Origin of the sequence: Methanosarcina barkeri str. Wiesmoor (genome assembly GCF_000969985.1) — an archaeon.
GTDB lineage: Archaea > Halobacteriota > Methanosarcinia > Methanosarcinales > Methanosarcinaceae > Methanosarcina > Methanosarcina barkeri_B.
The window spans coordinates 2,349,894-2,375,002 of sequence record NZ_CP009526.1 but is presented as its reverse complement, the minus strand read 5'-3'; the positions used below and the strand labels follow the sequence as shown (position 1 = coordinate 2,375,002).

18 protein-coding genes and 1 pseudogene are annotated in these 25,109 nt (G+C 35.7%); 13 read left to right on the top strand and 6 right to left on the bottom strand.

The features are described from left to right. Positions 1 to 747: 747 nt before the first annotated feature. A pseudogene (locus MSBRW_RS09970) lies at positions 748 to 1,022 on the bottom strand (IS1 family transposase); the annotation flags it as partial. Positions 1,023 to 1,530: 508 nt separating this feature from the next. Between MSBRW_RS09970 and MSBRW_RS09965 the strand changes: the two are divergent. The 9 genes from MSBRW_RS09965 (at position 1,531) to MSBRW_RS22150 (ending at position 15,768) form a co-directional block, all read left to right on the top strand. Beyond that, entirely contained in the window at positions 1,531 to 1,995 is a 465-nt protein-coding gene (locus MSBRW_RS09965) for a hypothetical protein (protein WP_011307796.1), read from the top strand. A 2,285-nt stretch (positions 1,996 to 4,280) separates the two neighbouring features. Continuing rightward, positions 4,281 to 5,789 carry a polyphosphate:AMP phosphotransferase gene (pap, locus tag MSBRW_RS09960; protein ID WP_011307797.1) on the top strand — a complete coding sequence of 503 codons (1,509 nt, stop codon included), beginning with the start codon at positions 4,281 to 4,283 and terminating at the stop codon, positions 5,787 to 5,789. A 530-nt stretch (positions 5,790 to 6,319) separates the two neighbouring features. Next, entirely contained in the window at positions 6,320 to 7,063 is a 744-nt protein-coding gene (locus MSBRW_RS09955) for an ABC transporter ATP-binding protein (RefSeq protein ID WP_011307798.1), read from the top strand. A 278-nt stretch (positions 7,064 to 7,341) separates the two neighbouring features. Next, positions 7,342 to 8,754, top strand: coding sequence for a hypothetical protein (locus MSBRW_RS09950; protein WP_011307799.1), 1,413 nt, complete (start codon positions 7,342 to 7,344; stop codon positions 8,752 to 8,754). A gap of 117 nt (positions 8,755 to 8,871) precedes the next feature. Then, a complete protein-coding gene (locus tag MSBRW_RS09945; protein WP_011307800.1) occupies positions 8,872 to 9,258 on the top strand; it encodes a potassium channel family protein in 387 nt (128 codons plus the stop codon). A gap of 288 nt (positions 9,259 to 9,546) precedes the next feature. Further along, positions 9,547 to 9,873 carry a CU044_2847 family protein gene (locus tag MSBRW_RS09940; RefSeq protein ID WP_011307801.1) on the top strand — a complete coding sequence of 109 codons (327 nt, stop codon included), beginning with the start codon at positions 9,547 to 9,549 and terminating at the stop codon, positions 9,871 to 9,873. Between the two features lie 144 nt (positions 9,874 to 10,017). Beyond that, on the top strand, positions 10,018 to 11,532 hold the full coding sequence (locus MSBRW_RS09935; protein WP_011307802.1) for an SIR2 family protein: 1,515 nt from the start codon (positions 10,018 to 10,020) through the stop codon (positions 11,530 to 11,532). Between the two features lie 153 nt (positions 11,533 to 11,685). Beyond that, complete coding sequence (locus MSBRW_RS09930) at positions 11,686 to 15,375, top strand: nSTAND1 domain-containing NTPase (RefSeq protein ID WP_011307803.1); 3,690 nt, start codon at positions 11,686 to 11,688, stop codon at positions 15,373 to 15,375. A 237-nt stretch (positions 15,376 to 15,612) separates the two neighbouring features. Next, entirely contained in the window at positions 15,613 to 15,768 is a 156-nt protein-coding gene (locus MSBRW_RS22150) for a hypothetical protein (RefSeq protein ID WP_155398191.1), read from the top strand. Positions 15,769 to 15,940: 172 nt separating this feature from the next. Here MSBRW_RS22150 and MSBRW_RS09925 read toward each other — a convergent pair whose 3' ends face one another. From MSBRW_RS09925 to MSBRW_RS09910, 4 genes are all read right to left on the bottom strand, one after another. Beyond that, entirely contained in the window at positions 15,941 to 16,792 is an 852-nt protein-coding gene (locus MSBRW_RS09925; RefSeq protein ID WP_011307804.1) for a methanogenesis marker 8 protein, read from the bottom strand. Positions 16,793 to 17,081: 289 nt separating this feature from the next. Beyond that, on the bottom strand, positions 17,082 to 17,321 hold the full coding sequence (locus MSBRW_RS09920) for an MTH865 family protein (protein WP_011307805.1): 240 nt from the start codon (positions 17,319 to 17,321) through the stop codon (positions 17,082 to 17,084). Positions 17,322 to 17,603: 282 nt separating this feature from the next. Continuing rightward, positions 17,604 to 18,473, bottom strand: a complete 870-nt coding sequence (locus tag MSBRW_RS09915; RefSeq protein ID WP_011307806.1) for a winged helix-turn-helix domain-containing protein — start codon at positions 18,471 to 18,473, stop codon at positions 17,604 to 17,606. Between the two features lie 637 nt (positions 18,474 to 19,110). Continuing rightward, the gene (locus MSBRW_RS09910) at positions 19,111 to 19,959 is read right to left on the bottom strand and encodes a methanogenesis marker 8 protein (RefSeq protein WP_011307807.1); all 849 of its coding nucleotides are present in this window, start codon (positions 19,957 to 19,959) and stop codon (positions 19,111 to 19,113) included. A 545-nt stretch (positions 19,960 to 20,504) separates the two neighbouring features. Here MSBRW_RS09910 and MSBRW_RS09905 point away from each other — a divergent pair. From MSBRW_RS09905 to MSBRW_RS09895, 3 genes are read left to right on the top strand one after another with little or no spacing between them, the layout of a single operon-like run. Next, positions 20,505 to 21,110, top strand: coding sequence for a UPF0175 family protein (locus MSBRW_RS09905; RefSeq protein WP_011307808.1), 606 nt, complete (start codon positions 20,505 to 20,507; stop codon positions 21,108 to 21,110). Then, a complete protein-coding gene (locus MSBRW_RS22950) occupies positions 21,098 to 21,673 on the top strand; it encodes a hypothetical protein (RefSeq protein WP_011307809.1) in 576 nt (191 codons plus the stop codon). Before MSBRW_RS09905 ends, MSBRW_RS22950 begins: the two co-directional genes overlap by 13 nt. Further along, positions 21,670 to 22,749 (top strand): hypothetical protein, encoded by a 1,080-nt coding sequence (locus MSBRW_RS09895; protein WP_011307810.1) that lies wholly within the window; start codon positions 21,670 to 21,672, stop codon positions 22,747 to 22,749. The genes MSBRW_RS22950 and MSBRW_RS09895 overlap by 4 nt, the downstream gene beginning before the upstream one ends. Before the next feature lie 108 nt (positions 22,750 to 22,857). Here MSBRW_RS09895 and MSBRW_RS22140 read toward each other — a convergent pair whose 3' ends face one another. Then, on the bottom strand, positions 22,858 to 23,019 hold the full coding sequence (locus MSBRW_RS22140) for a hypothetical protein (protein ID WP_155398189.1): 162 nt from the start codon (positions 23,017 to 23,019) through the stop codon (positions 22,858 to 22,860). A gap of 445 nt (positions 23,020 to 23,464) precedes the next feature. On the opposite strand from MSBRW_RS22140, the gene MSBRW_RS09890 reads away from it, so the two are divergent. Next, positions 23,465 to 24,961, top strand: a complete 1,497-nt coding sequence (locus MSBRW_RS09890; protein WP_011307812.1) for a hypothetical protein — start codon at positions 23,465 to 23,467, stop codon at positions 24,959 to 24,961. Positions 24,962 to 25,109: the final 148 nt, after the last annotated feature.

The window sequence follows — 25,109 nt, the reverse complement described above, 5'->3', positions numbered from 1 at the left end:
ATATAATGCCAAGAATTTATATCTGTTTTATATTGTTAAACTTTTTTATATTATCAAAGTTTTATAAAATTAGATTATATTAGTCTCTGTTACAAAATCTAGCGATTTTTTATTTTATATTCATCACTGGATTTTGATACTGAGTCTTATATTGTGGTAAAAAGATAAGTTTTCAGAAACAAAGGAGTGCACAAGTTTTATTTTAAAAGTCAAGTTAAGGTATTTGTAAAAAGCTAGGATTAAAAACTCCATTACTAGGATAAACTTGAGCCTACGAGGCGTAAAAATGTCAGGGTTTTGAAAATCATGTGAGCAGGGAAATTCTGACACTTTCTATATAGAACCCTCAATTACATTATTTCCTGGGAGAAATATAACAGCATCGGAGTTTGTAGTTGGACTACCAGCTGTACCAAAAAATGAGTGGAGGGAGTTAATTAAGCTCACTATATATCTGACCTTCCGCAGATGTCCTTTCAATTTTCATAATTTTTCTTGCTATCGTTTTTTCTGAAAATCGTCTTGGTTACTCAAAAGTGTATTTTTGAAATATCTCACAGTTTTCGATCTTTTGCTTTCATTGAAAACTTCCAGCAACCATTTTTCTAAGTTTCAGTTGAGATAATAGCTGCAAATTTTATAATAATTCTCCAAAAACGATAACAGGAAAATTGTTATTTTTTTGAAGACATCTGCGGAAAGTGAGATATATCAAAATTAAACGTTCTACAGATCAAAATTACTATCTAAATCTAAAACATCGGCAATGGCTTCAATGCTCATTCCTTTCATTGATATTTTAAGAGCTAAATCAATAGTTTTCTCATCTTTGCGAAGATCATGATAAAAAGTGCCTGTATGGTCATTGAATACTTTGCTGCAATGGTGGCAAACATGTCTTCTTGTTTTCTTTCCACGACTTATGTACGTTCTATTTCCAGTAATATTGCCTTGGTTAGTAAGACCATAGAGCTTGCAGTTTTTGTAGGACAAGCAACATCAAAGAATTGTGGTTTTGAACCTCATTTTCCCATATATAAAAATATGATGTTAAAATATATAATATCAATCAAATACAAATTAACCATCCAATTATCTATTTTTACTCATTTAGAGGAATCTTTCACGTAGAGCTCATTACTGTTTTAATAATGTCTTTATTAATAAAAGCCTAGTGTCACGACAATTTAATTATTGAACATAATTCTTGTTACTTTCTCATCAGTATACAACGATTCTAAGCTTTAAATGACCAATAACTAAATTTTCTTGACACTAGTAGCAATGAAAAATTATTGGGAGAAAAATGGTGGTGAGATTGGAATATAATATTGATGAGACTGAAATATTGAATCGATGGGACTGATTGATCGAATAGACGCAACACCGGATATCCTTGAAGCTAAAAGTCTTCATAAGAGGGGATTAATATTAATAGGTTTATATCCTTTACAAAGAAAGAGAGTGAGAATTTAAAAGCCCAAAAAGCAATAGTATTGCCCCATTCAACCTCATCCAGGAGCAAATGATATGGAATACAGCTATGATCTTAAAGGAAATGATCTATACATTGGAGAAAACCAGATACATGCTTATAGCCTGGAAGAAAATGAGATTGGTAACTGCACCAGATGCGACTCCATACTGATGAGCCTTAGCTACCACAAGGCAGGAGAAAGAACCATAATAGTAACAAAATGCATTTCTTGCGGGGCTTTTTATGCAAACATCTATGATTCCAAATGGAACTGGGTAGATGAGGTCCAGGTATCTTTGCTTCCAATTCCAATTCCTATAAGCAATCAGAGGATCGATGACTGGAAAGGACTTGAATCAATTCCCATGAAAAAGCTTGAAGCCGTCTTCTCCCGAGGAGAAATCGAAGCTCTTTTTTCCAGGGCAAAAGATGAAACTCCCATCCGTCAGTACCTGTACAGGGCCCGCAAAAAATACAAACTTTTTGAAGAAATATTTGATCTTGAGCTGGCATTCTAAGCTGGTATTAAAATATAGTTACTAGTATTAAAGATGGTTACAGATTTGTTCTATTTCTCTGATATTTCTTGAATAACCAGGTACTCCAATTTGGTATTTTTTATTTGTAATTGTATAATAATACATAAAAGAAAAAAGAAAATTCATTATTAAGTATGATAAATACTAACTTTTTGATATATATATAATATTAATAAAAATAGATATTAAATTTAGAAAATTATATATATAAATAATTATTATTAAAATATATTTATCTATATATTTTAATAATAATAATAATAATAATAATAATAATAATAATAATAATAATAATAATAATAATAATAATAATAATAATAATAATAATAATAATAATAATAATAATAATAATAATAATAATAATTTATATATATATAATATTAAAAAGTTTAAGAGTAATCTTTATATATTATTTTGGTAGTATAAAATTTGATTAACGTATCTTAAAACTTATTGATTCAACTTAATTTCACTGTTTAATTATGTGTATCTGTCAGTTTTATGTATTACAAGTCTACACTGAATGGATTATAAAATATTATATAAATATAGGTATATAATAATCGAAAAATTCATTTATATGTCTTGTATATAAAATATCCCGTAACTAAAAATAAAAACAGAGTTGAAAAAGATATGAATAATTTATAGTTAAATATACAAAAAACAAACTTATTCAGACAAACTTCATTTAGTTTTCATGTTTTCCTTATTATCTTGTATGGAACCTCATTTGAGTGAACAAAGCTCCATTTTTGTAATAAACAAAATCACAATTTATAACCTTAACGCATATATATAAGATTATTTTATATTGTTTGTTTTTTGAAACTTTTCCGCAGGTTTAAGCCATCTAAAAATGAAATTGTTCTTATATATTATAGGTATGAAATCAAAACTATCTACAGAATAGTTTTTAGACCCCAATTTTGTAAAGTCTCTTATTACAGAGACTATATGAATATGAGACATTTGGCCGACAACCGTAAGGGTAAATGCATGAAGTCATGAAGGAAAAAGGATAAAGAATATAACAAACCTACATACATAGATACTATAAGAATGTAGATTATATTCCATTTAAAAACAAAAAGTCTTTTATTCTGAATAGTAGTTATATTTGATTATTAATTATCATATATGTTATATTATTTTAATACTTGTTCAATTTAAGCCTATGTGTTTTTACCAGAACTAAACATTCTTGGTGTAGACTATTTGATTAGAAAACCATATTATAAATATAGAGCCATATTTATAGACTCCAGTAAAAAGTAATGACAAATCCTGAAAAATTGATGTAATTTAAATATCTTTGAATCACATTAGCTTACTAATTGTATATGTTTATTTTGTGAAGTAACTAACTTTAATAATTTAGTTTCAATATATATCTTTTATTCAATGATTAATTAATGATTACTATTTAATATAATTAAAAGATATCAAAATTTAATATATATTAAAATACAGATTTTAGAACTTAGTGCTGATTTTTTGTTAACTACTTTAATATATCTGTATTTAAATATGATTTTCTATGTTATTGTACAAAAGTACGTAATAAAAATATAAAGATATATATCTTAAAATGATTTTAATTATTCTGAAATTAATAAATTACAAAATAAAACAGTCACTAAACAATTTATTTTATAATGAATGTTTTTAACCAAATATAATCTGTGACTTTTTTAAATAACATGTATATTATACAGTATCAAAAACACATTTTAAAGTATGTGTATCATTTTAATACACAGTAATGTAAATTTTAATATACTATATGATATACATTAAAATAAATTTTTATATTAGATATTGAGAGTTTATAGAACTCTTATAAAATGAACTGACAAATATATCCTATTTATTAAATAAAAATACCAGGTATAATTCAAAAATCATATAATTATTAAGCTATGATTATAAAATAGTTTTCTGCTTTGTTTGTATAGACTCTTAAATAAAAACATTGAATAAAACGAATACTTTGTTCTATAAGCATGAGTTTTCATTATTTTCCATTAACATGGTCAAATATTATCAATTTATAGAAGCAGACAATTGATATATATGTTAATTGAAAATAAGGTAACATCTGCAAAAAACAAAAACTAAATTAAATATAGCTTACGTATCATATTTATTCAGAAGCTATTATGTTCAATGAACTAAATTTTGAACTAGATTTTAAAACTCGTACCAAATGAATATTGATGTTAATATAATTCTCGGTTTTAAAAAAATAAGCAGGGCCACTTATGCTTGAAAAAATTGATCTCTCTAAAAAAGTAACAATTGCTGAGTATAAAAAAAATCACAAAATATTTAAATCCAAGCTCGGAGAACTACAGCGCAAAGCCCGAGATTTGAAAATACCTGTTATCCTCGTTTTTGAAGGCTGGCACGTATCCGGAATGGCAGAGGATATCAACCGTTTTATTATTTCTCTGGACCCAAGAGGATACGATTTCCACACAATGACCAGGCCCTGCTATGAAGAACTTCTTAAGCCCTTCATTGTACGCTACTGGTCCAGAGTTCCTGTGAGAGGAAAGATTGGAATCTTTGATAGGAGCTGGTATAGCAGAGCAATTATAGAGAGTCTGGAAAAGAATAAATCGGAAGAAGAACTGTGGAAATTCCTGGAAGAAATAAACTATTTTGAGCGGCAACTTGCCGATGATGGGTACCTTATAATAAAATTTTTCCTTCATATCAGTGAAAAAGAGCATAAAGAACGGTTTAAAGACCTCAAAAAAGTTGATATTCCGATATTTGACGAGTATGAAGAAGGAGCAAAACAGGACCTTGATTTCATCCATAAATACGGTGAGTATCTACCACTTGTCGAGAAGACCCTGGAGAAGACCGATATGCCTTATGCTCCCTGGACAATAGTGGAAGCTAATGATAGGAACTTTGCAACTTTAAAAATTATGACGACGGTCATCCATGCGATTGAAGATTCTATTGAACAGGCAACCAGAATACCGGCTGAACAGACCCTAAAATATCTGGATACGGAAACACCCGAGGTCCCTCAGCTTAACAATTCTATTCTGGAAAAAATTGACCTCTCCAAAAAGCTGGATGCCGATGAATATAAAAAATCAAAAAAGTTATACCAGCAAAAACTTGCAGACCTCCAGTATAAGCTTTTTGAGAAAAAGCGTCCCTTGGTTGTTGTCTTTGAAGGCTGGGACGCTGCCGGAAAAGGAGGAAACATCTACCGTTTTGTAGAGAATCTAAATCCCAGGCTCTATAGGGTCGTCCCTGTGGGTTCACCGAATGACGTAGAAAAAGCCCATCATTACCTCTGGCGTTTCTGTGAAGGAATCCCTAGAGCCGGCCATATAACAATTTTTGATCGGAGTTGGTACGGCCGCGTCATGGTAGAAAGAATTGAAGGCTTTTGCAGTGAGGATGAATGGAAAAGGGCTTACAGGGAGATCAATGAATTTGAAGAAATCCTGACACAGGCCGGAGCAATTGTAGTTAAGTTCTGGCTTCACATTGATAAGGAAACTCAACTGGAACGTTTTAACAGCCGGCAACATGACCCTGAGAAAAAATGGAAAATTACAGATGAAGACTGGCGGAACAGGAACAGATGGGAAGATTATAAAATTGCAGTCGATGAGATGTTCCAGAAAACAAGCACAATAAATGCCCAGTGGGTTATTGTAGAATCAAACGACAAACGATACTCCAGAATCAAAGTACTGAGAAGTGTTGTTGAAGCCATTGAAAAAGGGCTGAAAAAATAACATTATTCCAATAAATATCTTTAATAACATTATTTCAATAAATATTTTTTAATAAAAGTATATTTTGTTTTATTCTGAAATAATTTCACGTTAAACTTTTTTATTTTTCCTTATTTCACAACTCAAATAATCTCATTCCTGTTCTGAATTAAATTCAAAAATATTCCCCCAAATTCTTTTATATATTTTTAGATGATATCTACTTATGGAAAAATTTTATTTAGTATCACTTACTACAAACTTACTACAACTAATCACTATATGATTTACTCTGATTTACTCTGATTTACTTTAATTTACCCTGAACAATTCCAATTATTTCAGTTAACTATAATTTACTTTAATTTACTGTAATTTACTTTAATTAATTCTAATTTACTCTAATTTACTTTAATTTACTTTAATTTACTCTAATTTACTCTAATTTACTTTAATTTACTCTAATTTACTCTAATTTACTTTAATTTACTATATGATTGGCATTGTATAATTATTTGCCTGTAAATATCGGGCTTTCCGGAGCCTTAAAGATGATTGAAGTAAGAAATCTTTCTAAATCCTACGGAAGTAGAAAGGCAGTAAATGACATTTCCTTTTCGATTGGAAAAAGTGAGCTTTTTGGGCTTCTGGGCCCTAACGGGTCAGGAAAAACAACCATGATCAAAATGCTTACCGGTCAAATAAAGCCAACCTTCGGCTCAGTCAGGGTACTGGGAGTAGATGTGCTCGAAGACCCTATTCGAGCTCGCGAACTTGCAGGTATTGTTCCTGAACAGGAAACTCCACCGAGTTTTTTGACGGCAGAGGAATACCTCTATTTTGTTGCAAAGATCCGGAAAATGGAAAACTACGAGAAAGCCTGTGAAAAATGGTTTGAATTCCTGGATTTTGGGGACCAGAATAATTCACTGTGCAAGGACCTCTCAAGAGGCACAAGACAAAAACTGATGTTTGCCCAGGCTTTCCTGCATGAGCCTGAACTCGCAATTATTGATGAGCCTCTAATCAACTTAGACCCTGTAATGCAGAAAAAAGTAAAGGATTTTCTCACAATCTGTGTGAAAAACGGGGGAACAGTTTTTATTTCAACACATATCCTTGAAATTGCAAAACAGATCTGTACCAGCATTGGGATCATTTACAAAGGAAAAATGGTTTATACAGGCCGCGTGGACGATCCTGTTCTTCAGGAAAGGAGCTTTGAAGAATTCTTTCTGGAACTGGTAAGCCAATCAGGGAATTCCGGCATCGGTTTGATTATACCTGCACATTAATGTACAATAAAAGTTCTGAATTTATGCCAAAATTTTGGAATGTGAAACTATTTTATCATGTAGGAATTCTCAAACGGTCACAAAAATAAGAGTAAAAATGACACAATAACAAGAATATTGCCTAAAAATAAGGTAGAAATTGCCTGAAATAAGAGTAGATATCACAAAAACGAGCGTAAAAATAGCACAAAATCAAGACTAAAACTAGGACTAAAACTAGGACTAAAACTAGGACTAAAACTAGGACTAAAACTAGGACTAAAACTAGCAGGGATTTTATGTTTGAGATCTTCAAAAGCATGATTAAAGAAGAATGGCGGCTGCATTCGAATCTTTTTGGAAATAATGGTTTTTCCCTCTTTCCATTTTTTATTTTTCTGTTTACTTTCTTCGTAAGTCTGATGCTGCCGATTTTCAGCGAAATCTTTACATATGCCCAGATCGCGCTCAGGATGCATTATCTTTTCTTGCTTCTGGGAGGCATGATAGGGGTTGGACTTATGGGTAAAGAATTTATGAACCGGCGTTTCGGACAGGCAAGTCTGATAGCATATTCTTCAAGGACGCTTCCTGTTTCAGAGAGATTGATCTTTGCAAACTTCCTTATGAAAGATATCGTATATTACTTTGTTCTCTATGTGCTGCCTTTCATCGCAGGTTTTGCGCTTGCTGCAGCCCTTATACCGAAAGGAAACTTCCATTTTCCTGTTACCCTTCTCGTCCTTCTCCTGACCCTTTCTCTTTCCTTTATGATCGGGCTTTCACTAGTGTTTTTCTTATCTACTATCTATGCTCATTCTGGAAAGTTGCTGACCTGGGGTTTACTGGCTGGCTGCATTTTCCTGCTTTTTATTTCCGGAAATCTGGATTCAAAAATCTCATATAGTTTGCCTAGCCTTTCCTTTTTCCTGCTTCCTTCAAAAAGCTGTTTCCTGCTCTCCTCTGGACTTGTAATTATTCCTTCGGTTTTATCCCTGTTTTTCCTGAAAGTGGACTTTCCCCAGGCAAAAAAGAGCTTTTCGAACTCATTTGCCATGCTGTGCAAAGAATTCGTTTCCTACAGGTATGCAGCTTTTGTTGCAAAGGATTTCCTTGACCTTAAAAGGAGTGAGGGAGGAATTGGAAAGTTAGTCTTCTCGCTCCTGCTGCCTGCAGCTCTTATCTGGATGCTTCTTTCAGCCCTGGGAAAGGTTCTACCAGCTTTAAATATTATAATCCTGTTTTCCCTTGTTCTAGGAGTCCTTTCCTCTTCAATGTACAACTGGCTTACAGAGTATGATATCTTTGCTTCGTATGCTTTCCTTCCCCTAAAAGTTTCGGACATGATAAGGAGCAAACTCAACAGTTACCTTTTTCTGAATCTGGTCCCACTTATAATTCTTATCCTGCTCACCCTTAAAATAGACCCTGTTTTTCTACTTCCAGCCCTGCTACTTTTCTTCTCAATTTCACTTTACATGGTTTCGATACTTATCTACCTGACAGGGCTTTCTCCTTCCATAAACCTCTATAATGGCAGAACTTTCGCAGTATATACGTTATCAGTCATGCCTCTGCTGCTGGTTAACATTGTCCTATCAATGTTTGGCCCTTACTATGTTCTTTTAAACCTCCTACTGTTGCCTCCTTCCCTCTACCTGCTTGGACAGAGCTTCAGAAAGTGGGACCGGACTGAAAGTCCTCGTTTCTAAAAATATCAGCAATTCGGTTAAATGAGAGCTTATGGATCTGCACAAATTTCTTGTTAATCTTGTATTGAAACTATACCTGGAGGAAAAATAACGATTCCTTTTCTTTTCACATTCTTGATGTTTATAAAGACATTAGGAACATTGCTTAAAGATCCGAAGTTCAGGTCTCTCCTTTACTTAGCTGTGATCACCCTTTCTGTAGGCACTTTTTTTTACCATAGAGTCGAAGGCTGGAGATGGCTTGATTCTTTCTATTTTTCGGTTATCACTCTGGCAACAGTGGGTTACGGGGACTTAGCACCTAAAACGGACATAGGGAAAATTTTTACAGTTTTATATATTTTTACAGGGCTGGGAATACTACTTGGTTTTGTTAATCCGATTGGAGAATATATTATAGATAAAAGATTCAAAGTAATAGAAAAAAACAAAATTGAGGGCAAAAAATCTGAAAACAAATTTGATTTCTTCGGATACCTGGGAAAATTCAGAGGTAAAAAATAGAGGTTAGCACAAAAAAAAGCCGTGCTGAGAAGCTGAACTGTTCTACTTACAGTTCTTCCGGCAAAAGACAAGTATAAAAGATAGACTTTGTATAACTATTCCTGATTTTGTATAATTATATAAGTTTTATATGCATATTTTTAATTATGTATAACTATTCTTTAATCTGTATTTCTGACTTCTTTTTCTTGTTAATTCAATAATTATTTTCTCTATATTAGTAAATATACTGTTAATATTCAATAAAAATACTAATTTAGTCATAAATATTTTTAATTGTGATTTTTTATGAAACGCCTTGTAAAATTTACTCTGGAAGACGGCAGTACTGTATTAATAGAAGCAGAAGAGGCTGAAGTTGAAGGGGAAACAACTCGTGGTTCACGTTCATCTACATCTCGTGAGATTGTAAATATCACAAATCAGACATTTGAAGAATCACTTGGTATTGTAAAGCCTGTTGCTAATACCGTATTGAATAGGCTAAAAGACCTCAGTAAACAACCCGAAGAAGTTCGAGTTTCTTTTGGCATCTCAATGGATTTAAAGGCCGGCATGTTTATAGCAGCAGGTGCAGGTGCTAATTTTAATGTGACCTTGACTTGGAAGAGTTGAGAAAGAGAGGAATTGAAAACAGTTTAATTCTGTGCCCTAGTTTTTAATCTGCTTTCAAGACAGCAAGTAAGTTAAAAGAAAGGTAAACGGGGGAAACACGAAAAAAATTGAGAAGAGAATTTAACTTTCTAGAAGGTGTTAATTATGCCAAAAATGCTGGAAGAGAAGGATTGGGACATCCTTCTTAAGAGAATCAAGAATGGAAAGTGCACTCCTTTTCTCGGATCTGGAGCCTGTTTTGAAAAGATTTCTGTTATTTCCCAGATTGCAAATGAGTGGGCAGAAGAGTACGACTACCCAATGGAAGACTCTTATGACTTGGCACGGGTAGCTCAGTTTGTGGCTGTGATCGAAGAAGACGAGATGTTTCCAAGGGATGAAATTTGTAATAGAATTACTAAAATGTCAGAAGAAGTCACACCAACATACTTTGAAACTCCTGATGAAATTCACGGAGTGTTAGCCGATCTTCCATTGTCAGTTTATATTACCACAACTTACGATGACCTTATGGTGCAAGCTCTTAAAAGCCGTGGTAAAACACCAATCCAGGAAATATGTCGGTGGAATGAATACCTAATGCAACGCAAACCAATGTCATCAGACTTCGACCCCACTCCGGAAAAACCTTTAGTATATTATCTTCATGGCTGCTATAAAATACCAGAGTCACTGGTTCTAACAGAGGACAACTATCTAGACTTCCTCGCTTCTATTTCAAAGGATCAAAACCTGCTTCCACCACGTATTCAGCAAGCGTTTGGAGGCACATCTCTTCTTCTCATAGGCTACAAGATAACTGACTGGGATTTCCGTGTTCTTTGCCGGATTCTTGATGAATACATCGGAAGAAGTATGGTTCGAAAGCACATATCTGTGCAGCTTGTGCCAAGGAATGTTTCTGAGACCCATGAAGAAAAAGCTCAGAAATATCTGGATAGTTATTTTGAGGATCTTCATATCCAGGTATATTGGCACGATTGCCATGAATTTTCTGCAGAATTGAAAACACGATGGGAGGCTTTCAATCGTGATACCACAAAAATAGATACAGAGAGTAGGAGACGTTTTCCAATTGAAGAAAAAGCTGCTAAGATTTCAATACTCTTCTTAGCAGCCGATCCCACTAATGAATCTCGTCTGAGGCTTGGTGAAGAATTTCGAGAGATTCAAGAAAAATTGAAATTGGCTAAATTTCGGGACCGCTTTACATTAGAATTGCCACAATTGTCAGTTCGCCCATCAGATATATCCCAAGCTTTGCTTGATACACAGCCGCAAATCGTCCATTTTTCCGGTCACGGCACATCTACAGGTGCTTTGTACTTTGAGGATCTGGAAGGAAAAGCTCACCCAATCGAGCATGATGCATTGGCTGCATTGTTTGAACAATTTAGTGATCAGGTGAATTGTGTAGTATTGAACGCTTGTTATGCAGAGATTCAGGCAAAAGCCATCGCTAAACACATCAAATATGTCATTGGAATGAATCAGGAAATCGGTGATAGAGCTGCTATCGCCTTCGCTATAGGTTTTTACCAGGCATTGGGAGGAGGACGTAGCATTGAAGATGCATATAGATTTGGGTGTATACAAATCCAACTACATGGCATTCCAGAGTATCTAACACCGGTTTTAATAAAGAAGGATCAGTCGTAATTGTCACAACCCAACAAATAAGGATTAAACAAATAAGAATTAAGACGATTCGGATTGTCGTTTAAATTCCAGGTTCAAATAAGCTCCGGGGGTTAAGGATGATATACCATGAATTTTCTGCAGAATTGAAAACACGATGGGAGGCTTTCAATAGTGGGACCTGAATTCCAGGCTTACGTGGGCCCTCGACCTTTTGAGCAGGAAGATAAATTCATCTTTTTTGGAAGGGACCGTGAAGCTCGAGATCTTCTGTCTCTGGTTATTGCACATAATCTGGTTCTCGTCTATGCCCAGTCGGGTGCAGGCAAGACTTCACTTCTCAATGCAGGGCTTATTCCTCTTCTTGAGGAAAACCAATTTGAAGTTTTCCCTATTGTGCGAGTTAAAGGCACAATTTTGGAAAATATAACAACTGACGAGATTTCTAATATCTATGTCTTTAATACGCTCGCAAGCTGGGATGAAGGTGATTATGATGTAGAAAGCCTGGCTAAAATGAAACTTGTTGATTTCTTGAATGAACAGGAGCATATGCTGGACGAAGATGGTATGCCTTTACCCCGTGCAGTTATCTTCGATCAGTTTGAGGAAATATTCTCTTTATATCAAGACCGCTGGAAAGATAGAGAAGGCTTTTTTGAACAAGTGAGCGCTGCTCTGGAAGCAGATCCTCTTTTAAGGGTGATTTTTGTCATGCGGGAGGATTTTATAGCCCAGCTAGATCCTTATGTATATCTTCTTCCCGAAAGATTGCGGACGCGTTTTCACATGGAACGTCTTCGCAGTGAGGCTGCACTGCTAGCAATCAAAGAGCCTTTGAGATATACTGGCCGCTCTTTTGCGGAAGGCGTGGCAGAAAAACTTGTTGAAGATTTGCTAAAGATTCGAGTTGAAACGGCGCCAGGTGAGACCGCTGAGGTAACAGGAGAGTTCATAGAAGCTGTGCAGCTTCAGGTAGTATGCCAGAATCTCTGGCGAGAATTACCTCCAGATATAACACAAATCACATTTCAGCACCTGAAAACCTATGGCAATGTAGAACAGGAACTTTACAGATTTTACGAAGAGGCTATAGAGGTAGCTACAGAGAAGACACGCGTTGATGAGGAAGGCCTGCGTAGGTTGTGCGGTGAAGTGCTGATAACGACGATGGGGACTCGGGGGATGGTGTACAGAGCTCCAGAGTATACTTATGGTGTTCCCAACACAGCCATCGATGTGCTTGAAAGTATGCACCTTATTAGAGCAGAGTGGCGGGCAGGTGCACGCTGGTACGAACTGACTCACGATAGATTTATCGAACCGATACTATCTTCTAACAAGGTTTTTAATGATAAACTGGCAGAGAAAAAACGAGTAGAGAAAGAGCGCGCAGAGAAAGAACGCGCAGAGAAAGAATGGGCTGAGAAAGAGCAGCTAGAGAAAGAGCGGCTAGAGAAAGAATGGGCAGAGAGAAAACGGGCTGAAAAAGAAAGGAGCAGAAACCGCGTTATTAAAGGACTTGCAGCCATTTCTATTATTATTTTGATTCTAGCTTTATCTACGACATATCTATGGATACAGACTGAACAAAATAAGAAAGGAGCTCTTGCTTCGTATTTAAATGCAAAATCTCAAAATCTACAGGAATATCCTACAACTCTGGACGAAAGTATTCTTCTTGCTATCGAATCATTTCGAATCAGTGAGACATTGCATGATGAGAGGTTACGTCAGGAATTATCGTTGGATGCTGATAAGTTAATACGTCAGGAATTATTATCCATACCTCATAGAGTTGTGGTTCTGAACCATAATGGTTGGGTGAATAATGTTGTATTCAGTCCTGATGGAAAATACGCAGCCACGGCGAGTAATGATAATACAGCACGTTTATGGGATGCAGATACAGGTAAACAAATTTTTGTTCTAAACCATAGTGGTTGGGTGAATAATGTTGTATTCAGTCCTGATGGAAAATACGCAGCCACGGCGAGTAATGATAATACAGCACGTTTATGGGATGCAGATACAGGTAAACAAATTTTTGTTCTAAACCATGGCGATTGGGTGAATAATGTTGTATTCAGTCCTGATGGAAAATACGTAGCTACGGCGAGTAATGATAATACAGCACGTTTATGGGATGCAGATACAGGTAAACAAATTTTTGTTCTGAACCATAATGGTTCGGTAAATAATGCCGTGTTCAGTCCTGATGGAAAATACATAGCTACGGCGAGTAATGACAATACAGCACGTTTATGGAATGCAGATACAGGTAAACAAATTTTTGTTCTGAACCATAATGGTTCGGTAAATAATGCCGTGTTCAGTCCTGATGGAAAATACATAGCTACGGCGAGTAATGACAATACAGCAGGTTTATGGGATGCAGATACAGGTAAACAAATTTTTGTACTGAATCATGGTAGTTGGGTAAATAATGTTGTATTCAGTCCTGATGGAAAATATATTGCTACGGCAAGTTTTGACAATACAGCACGTTTATGGGATATAGCTACAGGTAACTCAATCTTTGCTCTGAACCATGATAGTTGGGTGTATGATGTTATGTTCAGTCCTGATGGAAAATATGTAGCTACAGCAAGTGGTGATAATACAGCACGTTTATGGGATACAGACACAGGCAACCCAATTTTGATTATGAATCATAATGGTTCGGTAAATAATGTTGTGTTCAGTCGTGATGGAAAATACATCGCCACGGCAAGTGATGACAAAACAGCAGGTTTATGGGATATAGCTGCTACAGAAGTTCTGAACCATAATGGTCCGGTATATGGTGTTGTGTTTAGTCGTGACGAAAAATACGTTGCTACAGCGAGTGGTGACAATACAGCACGTTTATGGGATACAGATACAGGTAAACAAATTTTTGTTCTGAACCATAATGGTCCAGTATATAATGTTGTGTTCAGTCCCGGTGGAAAATACGTAGCTACAGCGAGTAAAGACAATACAGCACGTTTATGGAATGCAGATACAGGTAAACAAATTTTTGTTCTAAACCATAATGGTCGGGTATACAATGCTGTGTTCAGTCCTGATGGAAAATATATTGCTACGGCGAGCGGTGACGATACAGCACGTTTATGGGATACAGATACAGGTAAACAAATTTTTGTTCTGAACCATAGTGGTTGGGTGTATGATGTTGTATTCAGTCCTGATGGAAAATATATTGCTACGGCAAGTTTTGACAATACAGCACGTTTATGGAATGCAGCTACGGGTGAACAAATTTTTGTTCTGAGACATTCTGATAAGGTTCTTAGTGCTGTGTTCAGTCCTGATGGAAAATACGTAGCTACGGCGAGTAATGACAATACAGCACGTTTATGGGATGCAGATACAGGTAAACAAATTTTTGTACTGAACCATGGTAGTTGGGTGAATAATGTTGTATTCAGTCCTGATGGAAAATACATAGCTACGGCGAGTAATGACAATACAGCACGTTTATGGGATGCAGATACAGGTAAACAAATTTTTGTTCTGAACCATAGTGGTTGGGTGAATAATGTCGTGTTCAGTCGTGATGGAAAATACATAGCTACGGCGAGTTATGATAAAACAGCACGTTTATGGAATGCAGATACAGGTAAACAAGTTTTTGTTCTGAACCATAATGGTCCAGTATATAAAGTTGTATTCAGCTCTGATGGAAAATACGTAGCTACAGCGAGTGATGACAATAAGGCAAGATTGTGGATACATAACAAAACAGAAGATCTTATACACGAAGCAGGCAATCGTTTAACCAGAAACCTTAACAAAGAGGAATGGAAAAATTATATGTTTGATGAGCCTTATGACAAGACATTTCCAAATTTACCTTAATGCTTGTAAATATTGACTTATGCACTTGAAGTACACAATCAAGAACATTTAGGGTTATAACTCGTTTAGTAGTTTATACAGATGGTGGTTTAATGCTATTGGGTTTAATGCTATTGATTTCTCAGTTCACCCGCTAAGTCCTATCGAGAAACAATCCTTTGGCTGGAAACTTATATATAACTTTGAGACAGTATTCCAAAGTACTTAATTAAAATACTAGCTAAGAGGTGTTTTTAAATGGTAAGAAAGTCTACAATGGGTGACAGTTCAAAAACCGGTGTACCCAGTGGAAAAACAAAGACAAAGGCTCCAGCCACACAGACAAAGGCTCCAGCCAGTAAATCATCAAAGAAGGAAAAAGCATCCAAGCCAGGAAAGCCAGGAAAGAAATAAAAGTAATTGATATAAACCAGTTCATCAGGCATTAGTTTATAACTTCAGCCGACACCCAGAAAACATGGATTACAATAAAATTTCAGAATCTGTAACATCTTTCAAAAAATCAGTAATCTTTCTACATAACAGACACAAATAAGTAAATAAGCTACTGCCTGAGTTACTTTTCTTAAACAAGGTTCTTCGGTTGCTTATGTGCAGGCAGCACAGGCAGCTTCATAGTATTAATCAGAATTGGGCTCTGAATATCCTTTGCCCTTTCAATCACAAGTTCTTTTCCTTTCTGAGTAAGGGCAAAAAGCGGGATTGCAGCCGCAACCTGAACAAGAGGTTTTGCAAGTTCTCTTATGTATCTAGAAGCACAGCTAATTACGATATCTGAATTTTCAAGAATTTCCTGAGATTCTTCCCTACTTAAGCCAGTAACATGTACGGCAATTATTATCAGGTCAAGTCCGAGTTTGTTTTCAAGCTTTCTCAGGTTTTTTGCGGTTTTTGGATCAGCTATGGTTACTGCTATCCTTCGGTAACCAAGTTCGACAGCTTTCTTTACCCCACTTGCCGGATCAATGACTGCGGTTGAGGGATCAAGCACAGTTCCTCCACGTTCTTCAACTCCCTTAATAACTGCATCTATTGGCTCAGTTTCAACCAGGCCGGACATCCTGCCTCCAATTCCCTGGACCAGTGCTGGATTACCTGATATGACGGTTCCTGCGCCGTCGCAGGCCGTTACGGTTGTCTCCAAAAAACCACTATTGAGACCGCTCATCATTACTTCTGAAGCGCCAAAAGCAACAACGGTTGTTTCAAACTCAAGCTTACGATTTTCTGTAAACATTCCTAACTCGCTGATCCTGGACTCCATATTTTTCCGGATTTCTTCCTGAGTCATCTTCTGGACTCCCCGCAGCTTGACAAAAAGTGGGCACCATTCGACTTCAGGGGCTCCGACTTCCACAACCTTGCCGTCTTTTACGACTACTCTGGCTTTACCCATCATTTCCATTATGTGAGGCATTTTAAACACACCTTCCGGAATTGAAAAAATAGTATTAATTATATTCTGATTCTTGCCTAATTACTCTAACTTTTAATATGGTATTCTAGTTTACTAACTTTTACTATGGTATTCTAGTTTACTAACTTTTACTATGGTATTCTAGTTTACAAACATTGTTTATTTTTTTAGGCTAAAACCATAAATATGTTGATGAAATGGAGTATGAGAGACAATAGGTGAAGATAAGCTAGAAGAACGAAGAGCAAAAGAAAAAAGAAAAGAGAAGTCTTAAAGAAAAGGGCAGGACTTAGAGTCCTGCTCTTTCAACTATTGTGTCTGCTACTTTTTTTGCGTCTCTGAATGGAAAATCTACTGGAGTAAGCAATTTTCCTGTTTCTCCTGCAGTAACTTCAAGGTTGCCCGACCTGCATGTAGTATCTGCACCTGCAGGAAATGCAGCAAGCAGTTCTTCAGGGGTATTTATAGGAAACTTTGCATCTTTAAGGCCTGCAACGATCTGCCCGTGAATATCATCTTTTACAGTCATTTTTACTCCTCATATTTTGCTTTTTCCTCAAATTTTTTCCCGTGTTTTTTATTTATTCTTTGTCTGACATTCTAGTTCTTTGCAGTTTGATTTCCCCGGAGAATTCATTCTACACTCTTATATTGGCAGGTTATTGATATATACTTAATCGGCACTGAAATATAGTTAATGCATTCAACTGTATTACTACGCCTGAGTTATCTAATCTTAACTAGATAGTGCTAAAAAATGGAAAGTTGCGAGGTTGAACGCTGCAAAATTGAGGATCAAAAAGACCTGAGTTTAAATAGTCATCTCTGTTTTTTCTTTTCTTTCCATGAGATCGTTCTTTTCAGGTTTCTGCTTTGAAGAATTTTGAAGTGGATAATTTTGAAGTGAAGAATAAATTTCGTTCAGACCCTGAAGTATCTTGAAACCTTTCTCAGTAATCATATAATCTCCCCTCTCGTGCTGTTGTAGAATCAGCCCGCTTTCCATAAGTTTCTGGAGATGGAAGAGCAGATTTCCTCCTCTGAGGCCCGTAAGTTCGGAAAAAGCAGAGAAACTTTTCATTTCGAACGCTACTGCTCTGAGAATTTCCAGACGCTGGGGGTTTGAGACCGGTTCGAGGATCTCACTCATAACTACAGAGGTTTTAAGAGCAGAAATATTCGGTTTCTGTTCCTGGTTGTTAGTATAAATCCTCATAGAGCGCATAAGGTTTACCTGTTTTACCAGAAGGCTCGATACTTCGGAAAAGCATTTCTCACATTTATTGTAAGGAGCTTCGCATCTCAGTTCCTCTAGTTTTTTTCGGTTGTCCGATATTGATTTGTCATCTACCCTATTTTTCGTTATAAGCCCTGCATTTTGCTGCAGAAGAGCCGTAAATGCAGAAGTACATTTTTGCTTTTCAGGGCATTTTTTTACCATGTTCTGTTCAAGACCGGAATCGATGTCTTCGAAGAGGTGATTGAGAAGAACATTTGAATACTCTTGCCTAGATCTTTCAATAGCAGCTTCTAAACGCAGCCTGCTGGTAAATTCCATCACTTTTTTAATGTCATTGTGCATTTCAGAAAGCTTTTCTCTAATAGCTGTTACTTCCACCAGCCCCAGGTCATCGGATATTATCAGGGCCTCAGGAGAGCCGTTTTCACTTCCGCTTTTCATGCTTTTAGATCTTCCTGCCTTGTTTTTAAAGTTTTTGCTATGACCTTTAGAGTCACCATGCTATATAAATTTTTTAAAGGCAAAAGAAATAGTTAGGATCTTTTAATGCTGATTTTGGGATATTTGTATCAAGCTCAGGAGAAGAGATTACAAAAAATTTGTAATAAATGAGTCTGTAATAAATGAGTCTATAAGAAATGAGTCTATAAGAAATGAGTCTATAAGAAATGGATCCGCGAAAAAAATAATATTTTTAGAATTCATATTAAGAAGACTGAAGTATCTTCTACCATGCCCAATTCACTTTCGGTCTCCTGCAAGTTATAACCCTATCCTCAGCCTAGACCTGAAAATCAACAACGTCTAGAAGATTTTTATGTTTCTGAAATTAAGCCATTCATAAAGCTGAAAGACTCTTTGAAGTATCTCTTCGTGACCATGAATACTCTGTCTTCTTCAGCTGTAGTGAATCTCATGAACCAGTATTCTTTCCCGAAAAGAGGCAATTTTTCAAATAAGAGAGTTACAAAAACTAAAAAGAAAAATAAAAAATTAAAGAAAAGAGTTAAAAAAAGGTGAAGTAAAACAAATGAAAACGGCATCGAAGTCATTGTTACTTTTTACTTCAATTTTCGTATTACTTCAGTTCCTTTGGCTGTTTGTGATCAGGCAACACAGGTAGAGCCATGGTATTGATCAGAATTGGACTTTGAATATCCTTTGCCCTCTCTATCACAAGTTCCTTTCCTTTCTGGGTAAGGGCAAAAAGTGGAACTGCGGTTCCCACCTGGGCAAGAGGCTTTACGAGGTCTCTGATAGGCTTTGAAGCACAACTGGTCACAATGTCTGAATTTTCCACCAGGCTCTCTGCTTCTTCTCTGTTTAAACCTGTTACATGTACGCCAATTACTATCAAATCAAGCCCGAGTTCGGCTTCAAGTTTCCGTAACTCTTTTGCAGTTTTTGCGAAAGCTGCGGTTACTGCAATTTTTTTGTACCCGAGTTCTGCTGCTTTTATAACTCCTGCAACAGGGTCCATTTTTGCAGTTGAAGGGTCAAGCACGATTCCGCCGCGTTCCTGAATACCGCTTATGATGGCACCAATCGGTTCGGTTTCGACCAGACCAGACATCCTGCCGCCCATGCCCTGAACAAGAGTCGGGTTATTGGAAATTACAGTACCTGCGCCTTCACAGGCAGTTACGGTCGTGTCAAGCAGACCTCTGCTAAGGCCTGTCATCATGACTTCAGATGCTCCGAACCCTACAAAGTCTTCGAGTTCCAGCCGGCGTTTGTCAGTAAACATCCCGAAGTCGCTGATCCTGAATTCCATATTCTTCTTGACTTCTTCAGGGGTAATTTTCTTGATTCCACGGACTTTGGCAAAGAGGGGACACCATTCGACTTCAGGCTCTCCGACTTCGATAACCTTTCCGTCTTTTACGACTACTCTTGTTTTTCCAAGCAATTCCATTATATGAGGCATAGTTCCACCTTTACTGGTTGAGCAAAAATATGATTGTTAAGAATATAAAATTAGGTAAAAATAACAGTTAAGGTTTGGGGTTGATTACTTAATAGCTTTTGGTTTTGGGGTTTTTGCTTCTACTTCTGGCTTTTTAAAAAAGAGATTAAACTTGTATTGTTTATGTTCATAAAGAGTGCTTAAGGCTTCACTGATTCAGGAAATCATAAATACATATCGTTTAGGAAAACAAGAATGAAAAACTACATGTAGAGATTTAAAGAAAAATAAATAATGTTTCTCACTTCATGACTTTTGTAAATTGAATATAAAAACGGCATTCCATGTTGATTTTTATTTATATAACTCCAAAGAATACATGAAACAAGTTTTATTAGGTAGCTTTTTATTACTTGAAAGCATCGATGAAATCGCTATTCTGTAACTTAATACTTTCAATTCGCTAGGTCATTATATTTAATGGTTATCACAAGTTTATTATATGAATTTATTGAATTTTGAGAATTATAAATTACAATATATAACTTGAATAAATGAGGAAAAAAATGAGTGGGCCGCTCAATTCTCGAGAAAATAAATTGAAAAGATATTTTAATTCTTTAGAGGATGAAGAAAAAATTGTCCTATTTTCAATAGGTGCCTTAGATAATACTCCGATCAGGAGCAAGACGAAATTACAAAAGTTGCTGTTTCTTGTATCAAATGTTTTTGATGATTATAAAGACTTACTTGTTTTTGAACCCCATTTATATGGTCCTTACAGTGAAATTTTAGATACCATTCTTGAAGATTTAATAAAAATGGAGTTAGTGATTAGGAAAGGTAATGGGTTTAAGCTTAGTGATATGGGATACGAATTGTACAAAAGACTTAAACCAAAAGCTGAACTTAACGCAATTATTGAGGATTTTAAAGATTTTCTGAATGATCTATCAGAAGATGAAATCTTAACTTTTGTATATGTTTCGTACCCCAAATACACTTCTGAGGCTATCAAATGGAATGAGTTGAAAGAAAAAAGAATCAAGTATTCAATTTCTCTTCTTGAAAAGCATAAAGTAAGTTTTGGAAAAGCAGCTGAAATTGCTGGCCTCAACACTATCGAATTCAGTAAACTTCTAAAAAATAGAGGAATAAAATGGAGAATGTAACCACAAAGATTCTTGATAACACATTTATATCAGCTTGTGTTATCGACATTAACTCCAAAGATTTAATAAAAGTATGTAATAAAAAATATAGTCTTGTGGCATCTCACGTTGTGTATAAAGAATCTTTGGATTACAGTGATAAGGAATTAATGAATAAGTGCTATGAAAAAATAATTATCGTTGATATGACTAACTCTGAAAAATACAATGAACTATTGGAATATTTAAAAAATCGTTTTCCAAACCTTCACGAAGGAGAACTATCCGCTTTTTTAGTTGCTTTGTTGGGATATGAACTTAAAGGCAAGAGTTATTATTATATAACTGATGATCAGAGAATGAGAATAAGTATTCAAAAAATTAAACAAGATAAACTTTTTATTCAAAAATTAGGAGCTGCAATTTCCAATTTTAATTATAGTGGTACAATAGGGATAATTAAAAGATTATCAATGGGAAAACTATTAGATACAGATGATTTAAAACAAATAATAAATGATCTAGAAAACGGTTCTTTTTATCTTAGTCCAGCACTTATTGAGTATCTGAGGAATGAGTCGTGAAAATCAATATTAATGTGAAAAATCTCGATTCTGAGTTAATGTTTAAAAATTTGGACATTAGAATTGGAAATAAGAGTTTTACAACTCCTGAAAAAGCGAGTTATAAGGAAAATTCTGTCAGTCAAATTAATGAAATATATAAAAAGTTTTCAATTAATGAGGGTAGATCTACAAAACTTGAAGAGATTTTAAAATCTGAATCTTACGAGTCAAAGATAAATAACGAAATTAAAAGATGCATGAATTCAAATATTAATTTTTTATTTGTTGACTACGCGGATACGAAAATTCCGGATGACACTTATATAGAAACTCTTTCTGACATTCAGTATGTCTACAGTGATGCAGTAATAACTCCTTCTTTTTCCAATATTGTTAGAAATATGACAGGAGATGAACTAATAGATACTTACTTGGAAGGGACCAATAAATATCTTGATGTAGTAGAAACATTGAATAATAAGTGTATTTTAGGCAATATACCATTTAAAGTTCCAAGACTTAATATAAAAGATATTTTTGAAAATTATTGTAATAGAGATATTACTTCTTTTGTGATAGATTTTGATGGAAAGTGTGTGGAAACCACTCTTCCTAAAATGAGAATGTTAATGAGATTAATGAAAGATTATGGTTTGCTTGAAGATTCTTTTTTGTATGGTATAAATTCTTATGAGGGGAAGTTTGCAAAAAATGCTGTTGAAATTCCTGCAAAGGATTTTATTTCCATGGGGTATGGAATTGACATTCTTGGAATGAATCATATCCCACCAAGAATGCCATCTGAAGCTTGGAAAACTCAGCCTAAAAATGAAATATCATACAGATTATTTGACAGGAATATTTATGGTTATACAAAGAAAACTAATGAAGACCTAAAAAAGATGGGTATCAGTAACAATCATTCAGATGTAAAGAAATTTAATAATACTGAACAATGCAATGAAACTCTGAGTATAAGAAGTCTCTTGCAGAAAGAATCCACTCTTAAAGGATATTTAGGTTCAAAGTCCCAAGTTGAAGAAAAAACCCTTTCTAATATCAAAAAATTGCATAAAGATGCTTTTAAATCATAATATTGACAAATCTATCATACCTGTTTAAGTGCCCTTTTATAAAAAGGGCTGAATTTAGATAATCACTAATGAAAAGTTACCTATATTCTTCAATTTTTTTCGTTAAAATTACCTTTTATAAAGTAAGAGTTCTTTTTCGCAGATCATATCCACAAGAACTTCTTTGCTTTTGTCAACTGCGGGTTTTCCTGCAATGCACAGGGCAGACAAGGCAGGAATGAGAATATTTGTTGCTTGCTGAGCGAGCTGGGCGAGAGCGGCTGGATCCATAAACTCCTCCAATTCTTTTTTGATATTGGAGGCATGTAAAATAAATTTTGTTATTTAGAACTGTTAAAATAAAAATTTCATAGATTTTAACTTTTTTAGGAGTTAATTTGATAAAATTCGGAAATTCCAGCTTTTTTACAGGCTTTTCGGAAAGGCCGCTCTCCTTCGTCGAGCGTTGAGTGCCCAGGATATTAGAAAGCAAGTGTTTACAACCGGTTGTTGGAGTGTAACATGAAAATTGGGTATAACATGAAAAATGTGCTGTAAGGTTTTGTTAGATTTTCTGGGTGTTTCGGTGGGCATTATTTTTACAAAATAAGGGAAGTCAAAACCGGATGGGAGTAAGGAATCATTTGAACAATCAACAGATCAACTATCCAAGTATAGTTAATGTTCTGACAAGGTTTCTAATATATTAAAAGATAAATTAACTTGGGGGTTATATATGAAAAATTATATAATGATTATAATACTTGGTGGCATTTTGTTTATACTGTTAACAGGAACCAGCCTCGCAGCGAATGAAACTTATGACGCAGGGGCTTTTCAACAGGCTTTAGAACAGGATGGATTCACCGTACAGGAAGGCGAAGTGGGTTACTTTGATTTTCTCAAGCTATTTGAGGAAGGAATACTGCCTTCTGCATACGGAAACAATCCCACCACAAAATATCTGATATATTTTGTTCCAATGGCGCCTGGTTATGAAGTAGATAAACGAATTAAGCAAATAACAAGTACGCTTGGAGTCAAAGAGAATACAACTCCGTTCTGGAACCTTGGTCCTGATGAAGCTGTTGTTTTCGTGGGAAGAACGGCGCCGGAATGCAGGTACTTCAGCTACGATAATTTTATTATGCACAGGACAATTGGGGACGAGAGGAGATGGCTCTTCGCTAACATAGCAGATACGATTAATAACCTTGTTATCAAAACCGAAGGAACTCCAAACGGGTCAGCCGGGAATCCTTTCAACCAAACTACAATAATAATCCTTACTGCTGATAGAAGCATTGATCAACGCATCCGGGCTGCTGCCCAATCAGCGGGGTATTCGGACAATATAATTAATACCCAGGTGATGCCCTCAGTCATGCTGAACATGGGCGTGGAGAATGATTCCGATACATTTGCCTCATTTTTCCGCCCAGCTCTATTTAATGACACGCAGGCTGGTGATGATTACATAAATAATACACCTGCAACTGTTTTCCGGATTACTCCCAACAACACTACGGAGCTGGACCCATATGATTATCCGGAACTGAGGGTCCGTGGAACCGGGCAAACAGAATTCAACCTTATGGATGATCTCGAAGAGCTAAGGAATGCTATTCTTGATAGATATAACGAATCGAATGCCACAGAGCTTCCGACCAGTCAGGGAGTTCCTATAGGGAGTGATGCTATTCAGAGAGGAATCAATGGCGTAGGTCCTACCAACGATGCAGTTTATCTATGGTCAGCAAACCAGACAGCCTCTTCGCCTACACCTCCTTTCTTTGACACCTCGCAGTACTATCCATTCCTGCAAGATCCAGAAATTACACTGGGCAACGATACAGATGAATTCATAATTGTCTATGGGGTTAATCATGCAGCCACAGGAAAGGCGACGTACTCGAACTTCTGCATATACGGAGCTGCTGGGTGGAACGGCGTTAGAGCAATCACAGACGCAGATTTCAGCGGGTCTGCTGAGGAATATCTTCCTGACAATCCTAATGCTAAATACCTGTATGTTTACAAGCTCGCCAGGAACTGCAGTGAGGATGATCAATACTGCTACGAAGTTCCCTACGGTGTGGGAGCTTATGGTATAGAACTGGATCAACCGCTTTTCATTGCCTGGAGGGCCTACATGGAAAACACAACAAAGACCGGACCAGCCTACTCAGAGATAGTATATGACCGGGCTATAAAGTTCGATCCAAAGAAATAAGGTAAAAAGAAGATTAGACATTAAGGAAAGTTTAAGCTCTGATTGGTATGCGTTACCTGCAAACGCATATCCTCATTTTTTTGTATTTACAAGCCAGAGCCACATTTTATAACACTTTTTGATTGCTTCAGATAGTTAGAATATATTA

Bases quoted from the DNA above. Each gene is read 5' to 3' on its own strand.
- MSBRW_RS09965 (WP_011307796.1), top strand. From the start codon at position 1,531: ATGGAATACAGCTATGATCTTAAAGGAAATGATCTATACATTGGAGAA.
- pap (WP_011307797.1), top strand. From the start codon at position 4,281: ATGCTTGAAAAAATTGATCTCTCTAAAAAAGTAACAATTGCTGAGTAT.
- MSBRW_RS09955 (WP_011307798.1), top strand. From the start codon at position 6,320: ATGATTGAAGTAAGAAATCTTTCTAAATCCTACGGAAGTAGAAAGGCA.
- MSBRW_RS09950 (WP_011307799.1), top strand. From the start codon at position 7,342: ATGTTTGAGATCTTCAAAAGCATGATTAAAGAAGAATGGCGGCTGCAT.
- MSBRW_RS09945 (WP_011307800.1), top strand. From the start codon at position 8,872: ATGTTTATAAAGACATTAGGAACATTGCTTAAAGATCCGAAGTTCAGG.
- MSBRW_RS09940 (WP_011307801.1), top strand. From the start codon at position 9,547: ATGAAACGCCTTGTAAAATTTACTCTGGAAGACGGCAGTACTGTATTA.
- MSBRW_RS09935 (WP_011307802.1), top strand. From the start codon at position 10,018: ATGCCAAAAATGCTGGAAGAGAAGGATTGGGACATCCTTCTTAAGAGA.
- MSBRW_RS22150 (WP_155398191.1), top strand. From the start codon at position 15,613: ATGGTAAGAAAGTCTACAATGGGTGACAGTTCAAAAACCGGTGTACCC.
- MSBRW_RS09925 (WP_011307804.1), bottom strand. From the start codon at position 16,792: ATGCCTCACATAATGGAAATGATGGGTAAAGCCAGAGTAGTCGTAAAA.
- MSBRW_RS09920 (WP_011307805.1), bottom strand. From the start codon at position 17,321: ATGACTGTAAAAGATGATATTCACGGGCAGATCGTTGCAGGCCTTAAA.
- MSBRW_RS09915 (WP_011307806.1), bottom strand. From the start codon at position 18,473: ATGAAAAGCGGAAGTGAAAACGGCTCTCCTGAGGCCCTGATAATATCC.
- MSBRW_RS09910 (WP_011307807.1), bottom strand. From the start codon at position 19,959: ATGCCTCATATAATGGAATTGCTTGGAAAAACAAGAGTAGTCGTAAAA.
- MSBRW_RS09905 (WP_011307808.1), top strand. From the start codon at position 20,505: ATGAGTGGGCCGCTCAATTCTCGAGAAAATAAATTGAAAAGATATTTT.
- MSBRW_RS22950 (WP_011307809.1), top strand. From the start codon at position 21,098: ATGGAGAATGTAACCACAAAGATTCTTGATAACACATTTATATCAGCT.
- MSBRW_RS22140 (WP_155398189.1), bottom strand. From the start codon at position 23,019: ATGGATCCAGCCGCTCTCGCCCAGCTCGCTCAGCAAGCAACAAATATT.
- MSBRW_RS09890 (WP_011307812.1), top strand. From the start codon at position 23,465: ATGAAAAATTATATAATGATTATAATACTTGGTGGCATTTTGTTTATA.